This is a genomic window from Labrenzia sp. VG12 (genome assembly GCF_002237595.1).
In the GTDB taxonomy this organism is placed as follows: domain Bacteria; phylum Pseudomonadota; class Alphaproteobacteria; order Rhizobiales; family Stappiaceae; genus Roseibium.
In genome coordinates this window covers 1,277,020-1,292,324 of sequence record NZ_CP022529.1, presented here as the reverse complement: position 1 = coordinate 1,292,324, position 15,305 = coordinate 1,277,020, and the positions used below count along the sequence as shown (strand labels likewise).

The following is a 15,305-nucleotide window of genomic DNA, read 5'->3' as shown; positions in this document are numbered from 1 at the left end:
CCGACGACAGATTATTGACGCTCCAACGGAACGTCCTGATAGCCCTTTCCGGTTTATCGTCTCTGTCCTGGACGAACCGGTGCCCCCCGGTTTGCCTAAATCGGAAATCGCCTGGAGACCCACTCTCCCTTCAATTGCCGGTCTTGATCTGTCAGTCCAACCTTAGCCCCGCAATCTTTCTCGAAACTTGCGTGAACGGGGGTCAATCCGACCTGATCGTGTTTGAGCCTGTCCCACCCCTTTTCGCACGATCGGCGAAATTAGACCCGAGAACCGTTAAGACCATCTAAATACAAAAAGACGCAACGTCATTTTTAACCTGTTGCGACTTCGCCATGTGTGTTTTGCCGATGGTCGCGATTATGTTCTTTCATTGAGGTCTTGTGCTTCACGTAGGACGTCAGGTCTTTTCCAGGAGCGTTGAAAGGCCTCGCTTGAAGGTTTCCCCTGCCGGTTCCGCAGCCTCAAGCAGGTCTTCGATCTTGAAAAAATCCATGGTCTTGAACCGGCCGATGGGTGGTTCAATCAACAGATCCGGTTGCCGGCAATCAAGTTTCGCGGCAACAAGCGAGTGCAGCGTGATGGAAAACGAACCGATCCAGGTTTCCATTCCACTTGGCAGCCCCTTGCTGGTGTCGAATTCCGCTCCCGTCACGTCCACGGCGACCGTGTGGTAGAGCCCCTGCTGCAGGACATCGAACGGCGTGGGATTGACGAAACCGCCATCAATGAGGATGCGGCCATCGATATCGACCGGCGTGAGCAACATGGGAAGTGCAGACGAGGCCGCAATCGCCGGCAACACCTCTCCTTCCGCCAGCACCACTTCGGACTGGCTGTAAAAGTCCGTGGCGATGATTTTCAAGGGGATCTGAAGATCTGAAAAGTCACTGGCGAGGCCTGCCGGAAACACGGTTTCAAACAGGACGACAGGGTCCATGATCGCGGGCCGTGAAACGTCGAACAGGGAGGACCAGGTCCGTCCGTCTTTCAGGAACAGCTTCTGGAACAGTTGGGTCTTGCGCGTGAAGAGCTCGACCGTGAAAGCACGAATGTCCTTTCCACTCATGCCGCTGGCATAGAACCCGCCCAGAATGGCGCCCATGCTGGTGCCTGCCATTTCGGCTGGTCGGACGCCGAGGTCGTCCATCGCCTCCAGGATCGGAATGTGGGCAAATGCCTTGGCGGCGCCTCCCCCCAAAGCAAGCGCGAACTGATCCGATTGTTTCTGTCTACCCGTAGGGGACGCGGAAACGGTTGCTGTTTGAGCCGATGCTGCTTTCAGGACCGGCAAGGCGCCACCAGCTGTGGTGGCCGCGGCAATCATGAGGTCGCGTCTTTGGATCATCTGATACCCGTCTGTCGATTACCCTTTCAGGAGGCGAAGCGGATGACAGGATAGAGCCGGTGGGGCGTTTCCGCCAATGGTCTGAAGAGGTCGGCAGGAAAAAGGCCGGAACACGGGTCCCGGCCTTTCTGGTTTCCGCGTTACTGCGGAAGTTTGTCGTCGACGCCCTGGACGTACCAGTTCATGCCGAGAATGGCGCCGTCATCCAGTCTCACGCCATCTTCTGCGGCAACGCTGCCATCCTGCTTGGTGATCGGACCGGTAAACGGCTCCCAGCCGCCCTTGATTTTCTCTTCGGTCGCCTTTGCCATTTCAACCACATCGTCCGGCAGATTGGTATAGGGGGCCATTACGACGTGGGCTTCCGCCAGACCTTCCCAGGAGCTGCCGCTTTCCCATGTGCCGTCCAGAACGTCCTGGACCCGATGGATATAGTACGGCGCCCAGTCATCAATGATGGCCGTATACTGCGCATCCTTGGCAAAGTTGATCATGTCCGACGCCTGACCAAAGCCATGTACACCGCGTTCCTGGGCCACCTGCAGCGGTGCAGTGGAATCGGTGTGCTGCGTGATGATGTCGGCGCCCTGGTCGATCAGAGCCTTGGCCGCATCGGCTTCCTTGCCCGGGTCGAACCAGGTGTTGACCCAGACGACTTTCAGTTTGAAATCAGGATTGACGGACTGAGCGCCCAGCAGGAATGCATTGATGCCGGCCACGACTTCCGGGATCGGGAAGGATGCGATGTAGCCGGCCACACCGGACTTGGACTGCTTCGCGGCGATCTGGCCGATGATGTAACGACCTTCGTGGAACTTGGAGTTATAGGTCGCGACGTTGTCTGCGGTCTTGTAGCCGGTGGCGTGTTCGAATTTCACGTCCGGGAACTTCTTGGCGACCTTGATGGTCGGGTTCATGTAGCCGAAGGACGTGGTGAAGATGATGTTGCAGCCTTCACGGGCGAACCGTTCGATGGCGCGTTCGGCATCCGGTCCTTCCGGCACGCTTTCCAGGTAAGCGGTTTCGACCTTGTCTCCGAATTTCTCTTCAACGGCGAGACGGCCCTGGTCGTGCTGGTAGGACCAGCCGAAATCGCCGACCGGACCGACATAGACAAAACATGCCTTGACGTCGGCCGCGTTGGCAGCAGAACCGGCCGCTGCAAAGGCAAGGGCGGCGACTGTGGTTTTCAAAAGAGACTTCATATGGTTTCCCCTCTGGTTTGACTTCTCTTTGCGATCTTGTAACCCGTCCGGCGCCTGATCGCATCGGCGCCTGGACTGACCGGTGGCTGGGAGGCTTACCGGTCGGGAACGAAGGGCTTGCCGAGGCAGGCAGGCGTGTTGACCAGCGTCAGTCTGCGGTTTGCCGAGATCAGCACAAGTACCAAAATAGTAGCAAGATACGGCAGGCTGGAGAGCAGCTGGGACGGAATGTCGATTTCAATCGCCTGGGCGTGCAGGTTCAGGACACTGACGGCACCGAACAAGTAGGCGCCGATGACAACACGCAGCGGCAGCCAGGAGGCGAACACCACCAGTGCCAGCGCGATCCAGCCGCGCCCGGCCGACATGTTTTCCACCCATTGCGGTGTGTAGGCCAGCGAGAGATAGGCTCCGGCGAGCCCGGCACAGGCTCCGCCGAACAGAACCGCCGCGAAACGGATCCTGATGACCGAATACCCAAGCGCATGGGCGGACCCGTGATTGTCACCAACAGCTCGCAGGACCAGACCAAGACGGGTGCGGAAGAGGACATAGGCGACAAGTGCCACAAGAGCAAAACCCATATAGACGATAGCGTCCTGCTGGAAGAAAACCGGCCCGATAAACGGTATGTCCGACAGACCGGGGACATAGAGTTCAGGCAGTTTCAATCCCGGAACCCCAATGAAGGCCTCGCCGATCAGGCCCGAGAAGCCGATGCCCAGAATGGTCAGCGCGAGGCCGGTGGCCACCTGGTTGGTGACAAGAACCAGCACCAGAAAGCCGAACAGGGCCGACATGCCCATGCCGGCGGCTATTGCGGCAACGACGCCAAGAGCGCCCGAGCCGGTCTGGTTGGCAACGGCAAACCCGACCACGGCCCCCATGATCATCATGCCTTCCACACCGAGGTTCAGAACGCCTGAGCGTTCGACCACAAGTTCGCCCACGGCGGCAATCAGAAGCGGTGTTGCCGCGGTGATAACGGTCAGAAGAACGGCTTCAAACATGGGAGGCCTCCCCGGTCGGAACACGGCGGGACACCATGCGGATGCGGTACAGAATGAGCGTGTCGCAGGCCAGCACGAAGAACAGGAGCAGGCCCTGGATCACGCTTGCGATCTTGTTGGAAACACCCATGGCGGATTGAACGGCCTCACCGCCAATATACGAAAGCGCCAGCACGAAGCCTGCGACGATGATGCCGAACGGGTTAAGGCGCCCCAGAAAGGCGACGATGATCGCCGTAAAACCGTATCCCGGCGAGATGCTCGGCAGCAGCTGGTTGAGGGAACCGGAGACTTCCATGGTTCCGGCAAGGCCTGCAAGGGCACCGGCCAGGGCAAAGGCGAAGATCGTCAGACGCTTGGAGGAGAACCCGGCAAAGCTTCCGGCCCGTGGGCTTTCGCCCATGACACGGATCTCGAAACCTTTCAGTGTCCTGGCAAGTACGAGCGCGAGGACAAGCGCAACCACGATGGTGATCGGTGTCGCCAGGCTCATCAGACCGCCGAAGACCTGCGGCAACGTCGCTGCGTCGGAGAAGATCCGGGATTCCGGAAAATTATACCCTCCCGGGTCGCGCCAGGGGCCGCGCACCAGGTAATCCAGGACAAGGCTGGCGACATAGACCAGCATCAGGCTTGTGAGGATCTCGTTGGTGTTGAACCGGGTTTTTAGGAGCGCCGGGATCATGGCCCAGAGGGCACCCCCGATCGCTCCGAAGACCAGCATCAGCGGCAGCGTGGCGAAATTTTCGAACTCCGGATAGAGGACCGGCAAGGCGGAGCCGAACAGGGCGCCAATGACAAACTGGCCCTCCGCGCCGATGTTCCAGTTGTTCGAGAGATAACAGACCGCCAGTCCGCAGCCGATCAGGATGAGCGGTGTCGCCTTGTCGATCGTTGCTTCGAGCGACCATTGCTGCGTCAGCGGTTCAATGAAGAATTTATAGAGCGCGATGAACGGGTTATGGCCGGATATTGAGAAAATGAGTCCGGCTGCGATTGCGGTCAGTCCGACGGCAATCAACGGCGACAGCAGCAGCATCGCCTGGCTGTGTTCCTTGCGCTTGACCAGTTCGATCCGCATCAGGCGACCTCCCCTTGTGTTTCTGCGCCGCCGGCCATAAGCAAGCCAACCCGTTCACGGGTCATGTCGGCAGCAGGTTCCGCTTCGGAGAGATATCCTCTGGAGATCACGGCGATCCGATCTGCAATTTCAAAGATTTCATCGAGGTCCTGGCTGATCACCAGAACGGCTGACCCGGCGCGGGCAAGGTCGATAAGAGCCTGCCGGATGAGAGCGGCGGCTCCGGCGTCGACGCCCCAGGTTGGCTGGTTGACGACCAGAACACCCGGTTCGCGGTCGAGCTCGCGGCCGACAACGAATTTTTGCAGGTTGCCGCCTGACAATGAGCGCGCTTCCGGATCGTCGTGGGACATGCGCACATCAAAATTCTGCTTGATGCGTTTTTCCATTGTGCCGGCCTGGGCTGCGGAAACCAGACCGCCACTGACAAGACCGTCGCCCGTGCTGTGCCGGGTCAGAACGATGTTCTGTGACAGCTTCATGCCCGGGACGGCCCCATGGCCGAGCCGTTCTTCCGGCACGAAGGCAGCATTCTGTTTGCGCCGCCAGGTGATGTTTCTTGTGCCACAGGCTTTGCCGTCCAACTCGACCATGGCAGCTGCGACTTGCATTTCACCTGAAATTGCGTCGAACAATTCGCCCTGTCCGTTGCCGGCGACTCCCGCGATGGCCACCACTTCACCCGATCTCAGATCCAGGGAAATGTTGTTGAGCGCAGTCGCAAAGGGAGTTGAAGCCCTTGCCGACAGCCCCTTCAGTCCCAGGCGCACGTCGCCGATATCCGGTTTCTGCTCGCTTGCACTGACTGCAGCTACATCGGAGCCGACCATCATGCTGGCCAGAGAGGCCGGTGTTTCCTTCGTGGGATCACATTCGCGCACCACCTGGCCATGACGCAGGATCGTGGCGTGGTGGCAGATGCGCTTCACCTCTTCCAGCCGGTGGCTGATGTAAAGGACCGCGCAGCCCTCCCCCGCCAGCCGTTCCAGTGTCAGAAACAGCTGGTCGGCCTCCTGGGGTGTCAGCACGGATGTGGGTTCGTCCATGATGATCAGCCGGGGCTCCTGCAACAGGCACCGAACGATCTCGATGCGCTGGCGGATGCCGACGGGAAGGTCTGCAACAACGTCCTGCGGGTTCAATGGCAGGCCGTAGTCGCGCGAGACAATTTCGATCTTTTTGGCAAGCTCGGCCATGTTGCCCGGATTGGGCAGCGCGAGCGCGATGTTTTCAACAACGTTCAGGGCCTCAAACAGCGAGAAGTGCTGGAACACCATACCGATGCCGAGTTCTCTTGCCACTGCCGGGTTGCCTATGTCGACGCGCCTGCCGTTCCAGTGGATTTCGCCACCGTCCGGTTCTAGCGAGCCATAGAACATCTTGACCAGCGTGGATTTTCCGGCGCCATTCTCGCCCAGGAGCGCATGAATTTCGCCCTTGTTGATCATCAGATCCACATTGTCATTGGCGAGAATGTCGCCAAAGCGCTTGGTCAGTCCGCGTGCATCCAGCAAGGTGTCCTTTTCGGATCTGTCCTGCGAGTCGCTGCCCTTTTCCGCCTCTGAAGTCATCGTATCCGCCAAACTGTCCCCCTTAGCGTGCCGCCTCACTGACTGGCCGTCAGTTGTGAGCAAGTCTCCCGCCTGCCGCGGCTTGTTGTTGAAGTTCTTCATCCCGGATCAACAGGTCGACGGCGATGCCTGCGGCAATCGCTGCCGGTTGTTTTGATTTGAGTGCCGTCACCCCGACCGGGCAGATCATGTTTGCAATCAACGCTTCGTCCAGTCCTCGCGATTTAAGGCGATTGCGGAACCGGGCCCGTTTGGTCTCGGACCCGATGACCCCGCAATAGGCAAAGCGTTGCATTAGCAAGGCACGTGCCATGATGTCCTCATCAAGCGCGTGCGAATGGGTCATGGCCAATACAAAGGCATCGGCGGGAGCCCGGTCGAGCTCAACCGCCGGATCGGTTGCCGCGATCTTGCGGGTATTGGCCGGAACCGGGCCTGGAAACTGCTCTTTCCGGCTGTCTATCCAGGTGACATCGAACGGTTGCTGGGCAAGCGCCAGGACCAGAGCCTTGCCGACGTGACCTGCCCCGAACAGAAACAGCGGCCGGCGCCATTCGCCAAACCGCTCAACAAGCAGTTCGGCGCCGCTTTTTTGATCAGTGTGCAGCAAAAAAGGACTGTTCGCCGGCTGGTCCTGCTCTTGCCTGGGGCCGGTTACGCTGTCTGTGACCACAGCCTGTGTACTAAACGGACTTCCGCCTGCTTCCAGCTCTGCCAGCCTGTACACCTCGTCACGTTTTTCCTGCGTGAAGATTTCCATCGCAATTCTGGCGCGGCCACCACAACATTGACCGAGGTCCGGGCCCAGAGAGACGGTCTGCAGCGAGAAACAGGATCTGCCGGTTTCGGTAGCTCGGGCCGCCTTGCGAATGATTTCAAACTCCAGCGTGCCGCCGCCAATTGTGCCGTAAAAAGACCTATCGGCGGCAACCACCATGCGCGCTCCGGCTTCTCGCGGCGTCGAGCCGTCGACACGGGCAACCGTCACCAGCGCGCAAGGCTCACCGCGATCCAGACAAGCAGCAATGTGCGCCCAGGTCCGCATCAGCCGGTCTTCCTCCGGCGCATGTCCTGAACTGCGCGCATGATTGCCTCGGGGGTCGCAGGTGCATCCAGATTGGGGACTTCACCAGGAACCAGGCTCGCAACCGCATCGTTGATGGCACAGAAGACGGCATTGGCCAGCATGACCGGCGGTTCGCCAACGGCCTTGGACCGGTAGACCGTTGCCTGCGGGTTGCCGCTGCCCTCATAAAGGTCAACGGAAAACGCCTCCGGAATGTCGGAAGCGGTCGGGATCTTGTAGGTGCTGGGCGCGTGGGTGCGCAGGCGACCTTCTTCGTCCCAGACCAGTTCTTCTGTCGTCAGCCAGCCCATGCCCTGGACAAAACCGCCTTCGATCTGACCAAGGTCGATTGCCGGGTTCAGGGAATGGCCGACATCATGCAGGATATCGACGCGGTCGACCGTCATTTCACCGGTCATCGTATCGATGGTGACCTCGGCACAGGCACCGCCAAAGGCGAAGTAGAAAAACGGGCGGCCGGTGGCGCTGTCCCGGTCCCAGGTGATGCCGGGCGTTGCGTAGAACCCAGCATGAGACATCTGGATCCGGGCCATGTGGGCCAGCTTGGCGACTTCGGCGAGCGTGAAAGCCTGATTGCCGATCAGTACCTTGTTGTCGCCAAAATGAATGGCTTCCGGCCCGCATTGATGCTGTTCGCAAAGGAAGGTGATCAGGCGGTTCTTGATTTCCCTGGCCGCAATCTTGGCAGCCATGGCATTCAGATCGGTGCCGGAGGAGGCAGCCGTCGGGGCCGTGTTCGGCACCTTGGAGGTGTTGGTCGCGGTGATGCGTACCCTGTCGAGCGTGATGCCGAACTCCTCGGCCACCACCTGGGCAACCTTCTGGTAAAGCCCCTGCCCCATCTCGGTGCCGCCATGGTTCAGATGAACGGATCCGTCGGTATAAAGATGCACCAGGGCGCCGGCCTGGTTCAGATGTTTCAGGGTGAAGGAAATGCCGAACTTGACCGGTGTCAGGGCCAGCCCCTTTTTGAGGACGGCGTTTTCCGCATTGAAGCTATTGATCGCCTCGCGCCGCTCCCAATAGTTCGAGCTGGTTTCCAACTGCGCGATCAGGTCGTGCATGACCTCATATTCTTCCACCGGCATGCCATAGGGCGTCAGGTTCCGCTCACCATCATAGAAATTCAGCTTGCGGATCTCGAGCGGGTCCTTGCCAAGGCGGATCGCGATGGCATCGATCATGCGTTCGGCTGCCAGCATGCCTTGCGGACCGCCAAAGCCGCGGAAGGCGGTGTTGGAACAAGTGTCGGTGCGCAGGCGGCGGGAACGGATCAGGGCGTCCGGATAAAAATAGCTGGAATCGGCGTGAAACAGCGTCCTGTCATTGACTCCAAGAGAGAGATCGACCGAATAGCCGCACCTTGACAAAAACTCCATGTCGACGGCGCGGATACGGCCTTCACTGTTGTGACCGACCTTCCAGTTGACTTTGAAATCATGCCGTTTGCCGGTCATGATCATGTCGTCGTCCCGGTCGAGACGCAGTTTGCAGGTTCGGCCGGTCTTGCGGGCTGCAAGCGCTGCAAGGGCGGCCCACTGGTTGGCCTGCGATTCCTTGCCGCCAAAACCGCCGCCCATGCGGCGCACTTCCGCCGTTATGGCTGCGTCCGGGACGCCGAGCACCTTGGCAACCGTGTGCTGGATTTCGGTCGGATGCTGGGTCGAGGAATGGACCAGCATGCCGCCATCTTCCTGCGGCTGAGCCATGGCGACCTGGCCTTCCAGATAAAAATGCTCCTGGCCTCCGATCCTCATGGAGCCCGACTGGATCTCTTCGGCCGCATTCATGCCCGTTTCCGGCGAACCGCGACGGAACTGGTAGTCCGGCAAGACGGTCGTGTCAGCATCAACGGCGTCGTCCGCGGTCAGGATCGGCGTGATGGGCGTGACGTCTATCTTCGCCTTGAGCGCAGCTTTGCGGGCTGCCTCGCGCGTTTCGGCCACCACCGCAAATACCACCTGGCCGTAAAACAGGATGTCGTCTGTCGCCAGAACCGGGTCATCGCCGAAGGCCGAAGAACAGTCGTTGGTGCCGGGGACATCGGCGGCCGTCAGAACAGCAATTACGCCAGGTGTATTGACGACATCTTCAAGGTCTACCGACTGGACGCGGCCTCGGACCGCGTTTCGGCACCAGCCCGGAACCACGTGCAGTGTGTCGAGGGGCTCCACCATGTCGTCGATATAGGTGGCGGTACCCGACACATGTTTTTCCGCGCTGTCATGCGGCAAGGCCTTGCGTACCGTCTTGAGCGGGGCGGTCATCTCGTTCGGGTCAAGCGGCGCGGTCATTGCCAGCCTCCCGTTGTGCCAGAACCCTGATCTGTCCAGGGGGCGTACCACTCATCTCCATGAGCGCCTTTGCAAGCAAGGCGCGGGCCGTTTCCATGCGATACTCAGCGCTTGCCCGCATGTCGGTCATCGGTGTGTAGTCGCTCAAGAGCGCCTGCATTGCCTCACCCCAGGTCGAGGGATCTTCCAGGGATGCGCCTTTCAAGGCCGCTTCGGCACCCCGTGCGCGTTTCGGCGTGCCGGCCATGCCGCCATAGGCAATGCGGGCATCCGTGATCGTTCCCGCCTCGTCGACCGTCAGTCTGAATGCCCCCATAACGGAAGAGATATCCTGATCGAAACGCTTGGATATCTTGTAACACCGGAAGGCCTGATTGGCAGACAGACGGGGGACGAACAGACCGGTGACAAATTCCCCGGTGTGTCGGTCCTGCTTGCCGTAGTCGATGAAAAACTCCTCGATTGGCAAGGCGCGAGACGTTTCGGCAGAGCTGAGTTCAAGCGTGGCGCCGAGCGCGATCAGTGCCGGAGGTGTATCGCCGATGGGTGACCCGTTGGCGATGTTGCCCCCCACGGTGCCGGACGCCCTCACCTGCTTGGAACCAATCCGCCGCCACAATTCACCAAGATCTTCGGCGATCCCGGTCATCGCCTGTTCCGTTGCCTGATATGTTGCCGTCGCGCCGATCAGGACGCCGGACGGACTGTCCTCGACCCGCTCAAGCCCCTCGACCCGGCCAAGCCAGATCATTTTCGGCAGTTCGCGCAGTTGTTTCGTGACCCAAAGGCCGACATCGGTCGCACCGGCGACCAGGGTCGCATCAGGGTGCTGGCCATAGAGCGCCGCCAACCCGTCGAGCGTCGCCGGTGCCGAGAAGAACCGGTCGCTGTCACCGATAAAAACATCGCGCCCGTCTGCAAGACGCCGCAAGTGTTCGCGCGTGTCCTTGGCGCGCCAGGAAAATGCGTCGTCCGCGGCTTCGAAGCACGCCTCCAGTGCCGCATCGACGATGGGCCGGTATCCGGTACACCGGCACAGATTGCCTGCCAGCCAATCGGTGACAGTCTTGCGGGATTTGCTCATGCCCTCGGTGTGATAGAGGGTAAAAAGGCTCATGATGAAACCCGGTGTGCAAAAGCCGCATTGGGACCCATGCAGTTCGACCATGGCCGCCTGAACGGGATGAAGCCGGCCATCTTCGGCCAGATCTTCCACCGTCACCAGCTCGGCACCGTCGATCATGCCGAGCAGCTGAATGCAGCTGTTGACGGGCTGGTAGGTGAGCCGGCCATCGACCAGGCGTCCGAGCGCAACGGTGCAGGCACCGCAATCTCCCTCTCCGCAGCCTTCCTTCGTGCCGGTTTCCCTGCGGCGCAGTCTCAAGTAGTCAAGCAGGGTTTCCGTTGGCCCGACGTCTTCGAGTTCAATGATTTTTCCGGCTTTTAGAAAACGGATCGTGTCACGCATCGGACAGTGCCTCCCTGCTGTTGGGAATGGCTTTGCCAGATTCGGAAGAAGAAGACAGCGCCGTTGCCGTCGGTAGGCACCGGTGTTCAGAACAAGGGCCGCAGGGCCGGTTCAGGGCAGTTTCCAGAACGTGCGTGTCCAAACGCGCCATTGACTGTCTCCCTCGTGCGGCACTCTGCCGCAAAACTGTCACAAAAAATGTGCCTCAAAAAAATCCGGAACCAAAGCGCTCATTTGAGACCGCAATGATGCCTATTTGGCATCAATCACCGGAAGTTGGTCTTTTAAGGCGAACACGGCGTGGTCGAAGAACATGCCTGGCGCGAGGGCCAGGGCTCTCAAGGAAGAGGTTACCACACACAGGCGATCTGCCTGAAGTGGCTTGTCAGTCAAAGGTTTGAAGATGAGCTTGCCAGACTCAAGCTCGTCCTCGCAGCCGATCCGCGTCTGGAAGCCGATAACCTGTTCCTCGCGCGCGAGGGCCCGCATCAGGCGCAGTGAATTTGCCTCCACATAGGTGCGCGAGACGCCGGGAATGCTTCTTCGGACCACGTCGATCCGGGTTCTGAGGGAAAGACCCTCCGCCGGCAGAGCGACCGGAAACTTCAAACAATCGACCAGAGAGAGACTTGAAACAGCGGCCAGGGGATGGTCCGGCCGCATCAGGGCACCGATAACCAGATCGTGGTGAAAGGAGATTGTCAGAGCCGAGGTTTCCGGCGGATCGAACGTGAAACCGACATCAGCCTCGGCTGCTTCGACCTTGCGCGCAGCTTCCTGCGACGACGAGATTGCAACGTTCACGTGGATGCCCGGGTAACGCCGCCGGAAGCCGCTGATCACCGCCGGCAGTAGTTTCTCCGCCACGCTTTCCACGCTGGCAATTGACACGGTGCCGCGGCGCAGCCCTTTCAATGCGTCAAGTTCGGCAACTGTTCCTTCAAAGTCCGAGAATGTCCGGCGTGTGTGTGCAAGGAGGAGTTCACCCGCCTGGGACAGGCGCAGGCGTCTCCCGACCCGGTCGAACAGTTGCAATCCGAGGGCTTCCTCGAGCCAGAGGATTTGTCGATTGACGGCGGAAGACGCAACGTTGAGTTCGCGCGACGCTGCTCTGATGGATCCTGCTTCCGCAACGGCCAGAAAGTAGCGCATGGCCGGGCTATAGAGATTGCGCGAGAGATCCTGGGCCCGGCCTGTCAACATCGTGGGTTGGGCCTTATGGGATGAGAACGGTGGTGCCGGTGGTCTTGCGGCCTTCCAGGTCCAGATGCGCCTGCTTCGCATCCGCAAGACGATATTCCTGATTGACCTCGATCTTGACGATCCCCTTTTGCACGACATCGAAAAGTTCGCCTGCCGTCGCCTCAAGGTCTTCTCGTGTCGCGATGTAGTTGAAGAGCGTCGGCCGCGTTGCGAAGAGAGACCCCTTCTGAGCCAGAAGGGCCAGGTTGAAGTCGGTGATCGGTCCGGATGACTGGCCAAAGCTGACCCAGAGGCCACGCGGTTTCAGGCAGTCAAGCGATCCTGGATAGGTGTCCTGGCCAACGCTGTCATAGACAACGTCGCAGCCTTTGCCTCCGGTTATCTCCCTGACCCGTTCGACAAAATCTTCGGTGCGGTAGTTGATCATGTGCTGGTAGCCGTGGGCCCTGGCGAGCTCGATCTTTTCTTCCGATCCGGCCGTGCCAATGACGGTGGCGCCGAGATGGGCCGCCCACTGCCCGGCAATCAGACCGACACCGCCGGCAGCCGCGTGAAACAGAAGTGTTGTCTGCGGGCCAACACGAAAGGTCTGGCGCAAGAGGTATTGGGCGGTCATGCCTTTCAGCATCATGCCGGCCGCTGTTCTGTCGTCGATACTCTCCGGGATGACCACCAGACGGTCCGCCGGTACGATGCGTTCCTGCGCGTAGGCCCCAAGAGGCCCGACATAGGCAACACGATCACCGGGTTTCAGATGCGTGACACCCTCGCCAACGGTCTGGACCAGACCAGCTCCTTCATTGCCGGGGCTGAAGGGCGTGCCGTTCGGTGCCGGATAAAGACCGGAACGGAAGTAGGTGTCGATGAAATTGAGCCCGATCGCGGTGTGCCTGATGCGGGCCTCGCCGGGGCCTGGTTCACCAACATCGACGCGCTCCCAGCGCATGACATCCGGTCCGCCTGTTTCGTGCACACAGATCGCTTGAACCATCTTCTTCCCCGGTCCTGTTGGTTTGATGCGCGGCTGACCGACTGTCAGCCTCGAACCGGAACCATAGAGATTTCATTGAAGTCAGAAAAGGCCGTGACTGAAGGAACTGTTTGTCGAAAGACAAACAGGTTTTCGCCAAGAAGGCATGGCAGCCGTTTTCAAATGGTGGTCAGTCGACCCGATCAAGCAGCTGCTGAACCGCGGACACGAGGAAAAGGTAGAAGCTTGCAACAGTGAAGACGGTCGCAATGGATCCTTCGAGCGTCATGCCGTTCAGGATGGCATAGGCCGCAAGCCCCATCCACAGGAGCGTGACAGGCAAGGTCAGCCAACGCCAGCGGCGAACGCGGACCGGGTGCACGAACCGGATCGGGGCAAAGGTCAGTGCGCAGCACAGAAGGACAAAGCCGATGGTGAAGGCTTCTGACGGCGACAGAACCATCAGGCCGAAAACAACCATGTTCCATCCGGCCGGAAAGCCCTTGAAGGATCCGTCCGGCGTCTTCATGCCGTTGTCGGCGAAATAGAGCGCACCGGTAAAGACAACGAGGCCACCGCAGATCCAGTTCCACGGCGAGGACAGCATTAAGCTCCAGGAGAGCGCAAATGCCGGCAGGAACACATAGGTGGCATAGTCGATAACGAAGTCGAGCGACGCACCGGACCAGCGTGGAAGACGTTCGGCAATGTTGAAGCGTCGGGCCAGCGGCCCGTCAATGCCGTCAACAAGAAAGGCCAGTCCAAGCCAGGCGAACATTTCCGCCCAGTTGCCCTGCGCGCCGGCAAGAAGGGCTACAAGCGCAATCGGGGCTCCGGACGCCGTCAGGATGTGGATCAGGAACAGAGCGGGCTCTGTTCTTTCTTTGCCTGGCGTAAAGTCCGTCACGGTGTCCTCATTTCCAAGAATCTTGCGCATCACTTCGATACGTTAGCGCTTCAACCGGCGTGAGGTACACTTCTGCACGTCATTCACACAGGCGCTGACACGGTCATGTATTGCAATCGTATGACAGTGTGAACCGAAAAAACAGTCCCGGGAGGCGCGGACGGCAAATTAAGCTGACGAATGTCCCGACATGAGCAGAAAAGTCAGGAAACCGGACCACAGCAACAGCCCTGCCCCGATGACGTAGGGAAGCCAACGGTTCGGGAATGTTTTTTCGATCGCCATCAAGCTGCCTAAGAGCGCGATCCAGATGATGTTCATCAGACCAACCGCGAACATGAGTGTCATGACGGCCCAGCAGCAGCCGAGACAGGCCCAGCCCTGCACGAGGCCTTCCCGGTAGCCATGACCGGTGCCGGGATGCACCCGCCCGCCTGTAAAGGCCCAGCGGGGATACCAGCATCTTTGCAGGCAAAAGTGTTTTGAGGGCGTGAACTGGTAAAGGCCTGCGGCGAAGAGGACAGAAATCGTGAGCGCAAGCGTGGCGGGCGCCATCATGTCGGTGAGCGCACCGGCACGGGACAGCAGCCATTGCGCAAACGTGGCCAGCAGCGCATATCCAAGCCAGATGGTCAGATAACCGCTTGCCGCTGCGAGTGTTGCTGATACAGCTCGCGCATCAGCGCCCGCCTTTCGAGAGATCTCGGAAAAGTACTTTCTCAGCATCGGCACGGCCGTCGGCAGCATCATGGCCAGAGCCATCATGGCCCACATGAGAAAGATCTTCAGAAGGTCGGACGACGTCATGTCCGAGCTCGGCATGCCAAAGGTGCTGCCCGCGGGCAGACACAGTGCGGCAAGGGCCGCCCGCGCTTCGGCCGGCAAGCCGGCGAACAGGTTGAAAGCGTTGAAGAAGCCCATGCCCGGACCGGCTTCGCTCATGTCCATGGCCGGAACCATGTCAACGACCATGGCGGTCAGATAGCTCCAGCCGACGAGGCTGAGCAGAACGACCAGCAACAGGACAATGGGCCAGCCCCTTCCCGTCGGGGCTTCAGAGCGAATGGTGTGACGCGTCGACAAGTGGCTGCTTGCTGGTGGCATTCAGTTAGTCCGGCTTAGTTGGAAAGACGCTCCTTCATTGTGACCATTGTAGCGACA

12 protein-coding genes are annotated in these 15,305 nt (G+C 59.7%); all 12 read right to left on the bottom strand.

Features of this window, described 5'->3' with window-relative positions; genetic code table 11:
* Positions 1 to 400: 400 nt before the first annotated feature.
* The 12 genes from CHH27_RS05835 to CHH27_RS05780 all read right to left on the bottom strand — a co-directional run bounded on the left by CHH27_RS05835 (position 401) and on the right by CHH27_RS05780 (position 15,248).
* A complete protein-coding gene (locus tag CHH27_RS05835; protein WP_094070755.1) occupies positions 401 to 1,348 on the bottom strand; it encodes a patatin-like phospholipase family protein in 948 nt (315 codons plus the stop codon).
* Between the two features lie 140 nt (positions 1,349 to 1,488).
* Positions 1,489 to 2,553: a BMP family ABC transporter substrate-binding protein gene (locus tag CHH27_RS05830; protein WP_094070754.1), complete on the bottom strand. Its 1,065-nt coding sequence runs from the start codon at positions 2,551 to 2,553 to the stop codon at positions 1,489 to 1,491.
* A 95-nt stretch (positions 2,554 to 2,648) separates the two neighbouring features.
* A complete protein-coding gene (locus CHH27_RS05825) occupies positions 2,649 to 3,563 on the bottom strand; it encodes an ABC transporter permease (RefSeq protein ID WP_094070753.1) in 915 nt (304 codons plus the stop codon).
* Complete coding sequence (locus CHH27_RS05820; protein ID WP_094070752.1) at positions 3,556 to 4,644, bottom strand: ABC transporter permease; 1,089 nt, start codon at positions 4,642 to 4,644, stop codon at positions 3,556 to 3,558. The genes CHH27_RS05825 and CHH27_RS05820 overlap by 8 nt, the downstream gene beginning before the upstream one ends.
* Positions 4,644 to 6,215, bottom strand: coding sequence for an ABC transporter ATP-binding protein (locus CHH27_RS05815; protein WP_094070751.1), 1,572 nt, complete (start codon positions 6,213 to 6,215; stop codon positions 4,644 to 4,646). The genes CHH27_RS05820 and CHH27_RS05815 overlap by 1 nt, the downstream gene beginning before the upstream one ends.
* A 49-nt stretch (positions 6,216 to 6,264) precedes the next feature.
* On the bottom strand, positions 6,265 to 7,260 hold the full coding sequence (gene xdhC / locus CHH27_RS05810) for a xanthine dehydrogenase accessory protein XdhC (protein WP_094070750.1): 996 nt from the start codon (positions 7,258 to 7,260) through the stop codon (positions 6,265 to 6,267).
* Positions 7,260 to 9,596: a xanthine dehydrogenase molybdopterin binding subunit gene (gene xdhB, locus CHH27_RS05805; RefSeq protein WP_094070749.1), complete on the bottom strand. Its 2,337-nt coding sequence runs from the start codon at positions 9,594 to 9,596 to the stop codon at positions 7,260 to 7,262. The genes xdhC and xdhB overlap by 1 nt, the downstream gene beginning before the upstream one ends.
* Positions 9,580 to 11,064, bottom strand: a complete 1,485-nt coding sequence (gene xdhA, locus CHH27_RS05800) for a xanthine dehydrogenase small subunit (RefSeq protein WP_094070748.1) — start codon at positions 11,062 to 11,064, stop codon at positions 9,580 to 9,582. Before xdhA ends, xdhB begins: the two co-directional genes overlap by 17 nt.
* Positions 11,065 to 11,316: 252 nt before the next feature.
* Positions 11,317 to 12,267: a LysR family transcriptional regulator gene (locus tag CHH27_RS05795; RefSeq protein ID WP_094070747.1), complete on the bottom strand. Its 951-nt coding sequence runs from the start codon at positions 12,265 to 12,267 to the stop codon at positions 11,317 to 11,319.
* 13 nt (positions 12,268 to 12,280) lie between these two features.
* Positions 12,281 to 13,258: a quinone oxidoreductase gene (locus tag CHH27_RS05790; RefSeq protein WP_094070746.1), complete on the bottom strand. Its 978-nt coding sequence runs from the start codon at positions 13,256 to 13,258 to the stop codon at positions 12,281 to 12,283.
* Between the two features lie 169 nt (positions 13,259 to 13,427).
* Positions 13,428 to 14,144, bottom strand: a complete 717-nt coding sequence (locus tag CHH27_RS05785; RefSeq protein WP_094074544.1) for a phosphatidylcholine/phosphatidylserine synthase — start codon at positions 14,142 to 14,144, stop codon at positions 13,428 to 13,430.
* A 168-nt stretch (positions 14,145 to 14,312) separates the two neighbouring features.
* Positions 14,313 to 15,248, bottom strand: a complete 936-nt coding sequence (locus CHH27_RS05780; protein ID WP_094070745.1) for a DUF2182 domain-containing protein — start codon at positions 15,246 to 15,248, stop codon at positions 14,313 to 14,315.
* Between the last annotated feature and the right edge of the window lie 57 nt (positions 15,249 to 15,305).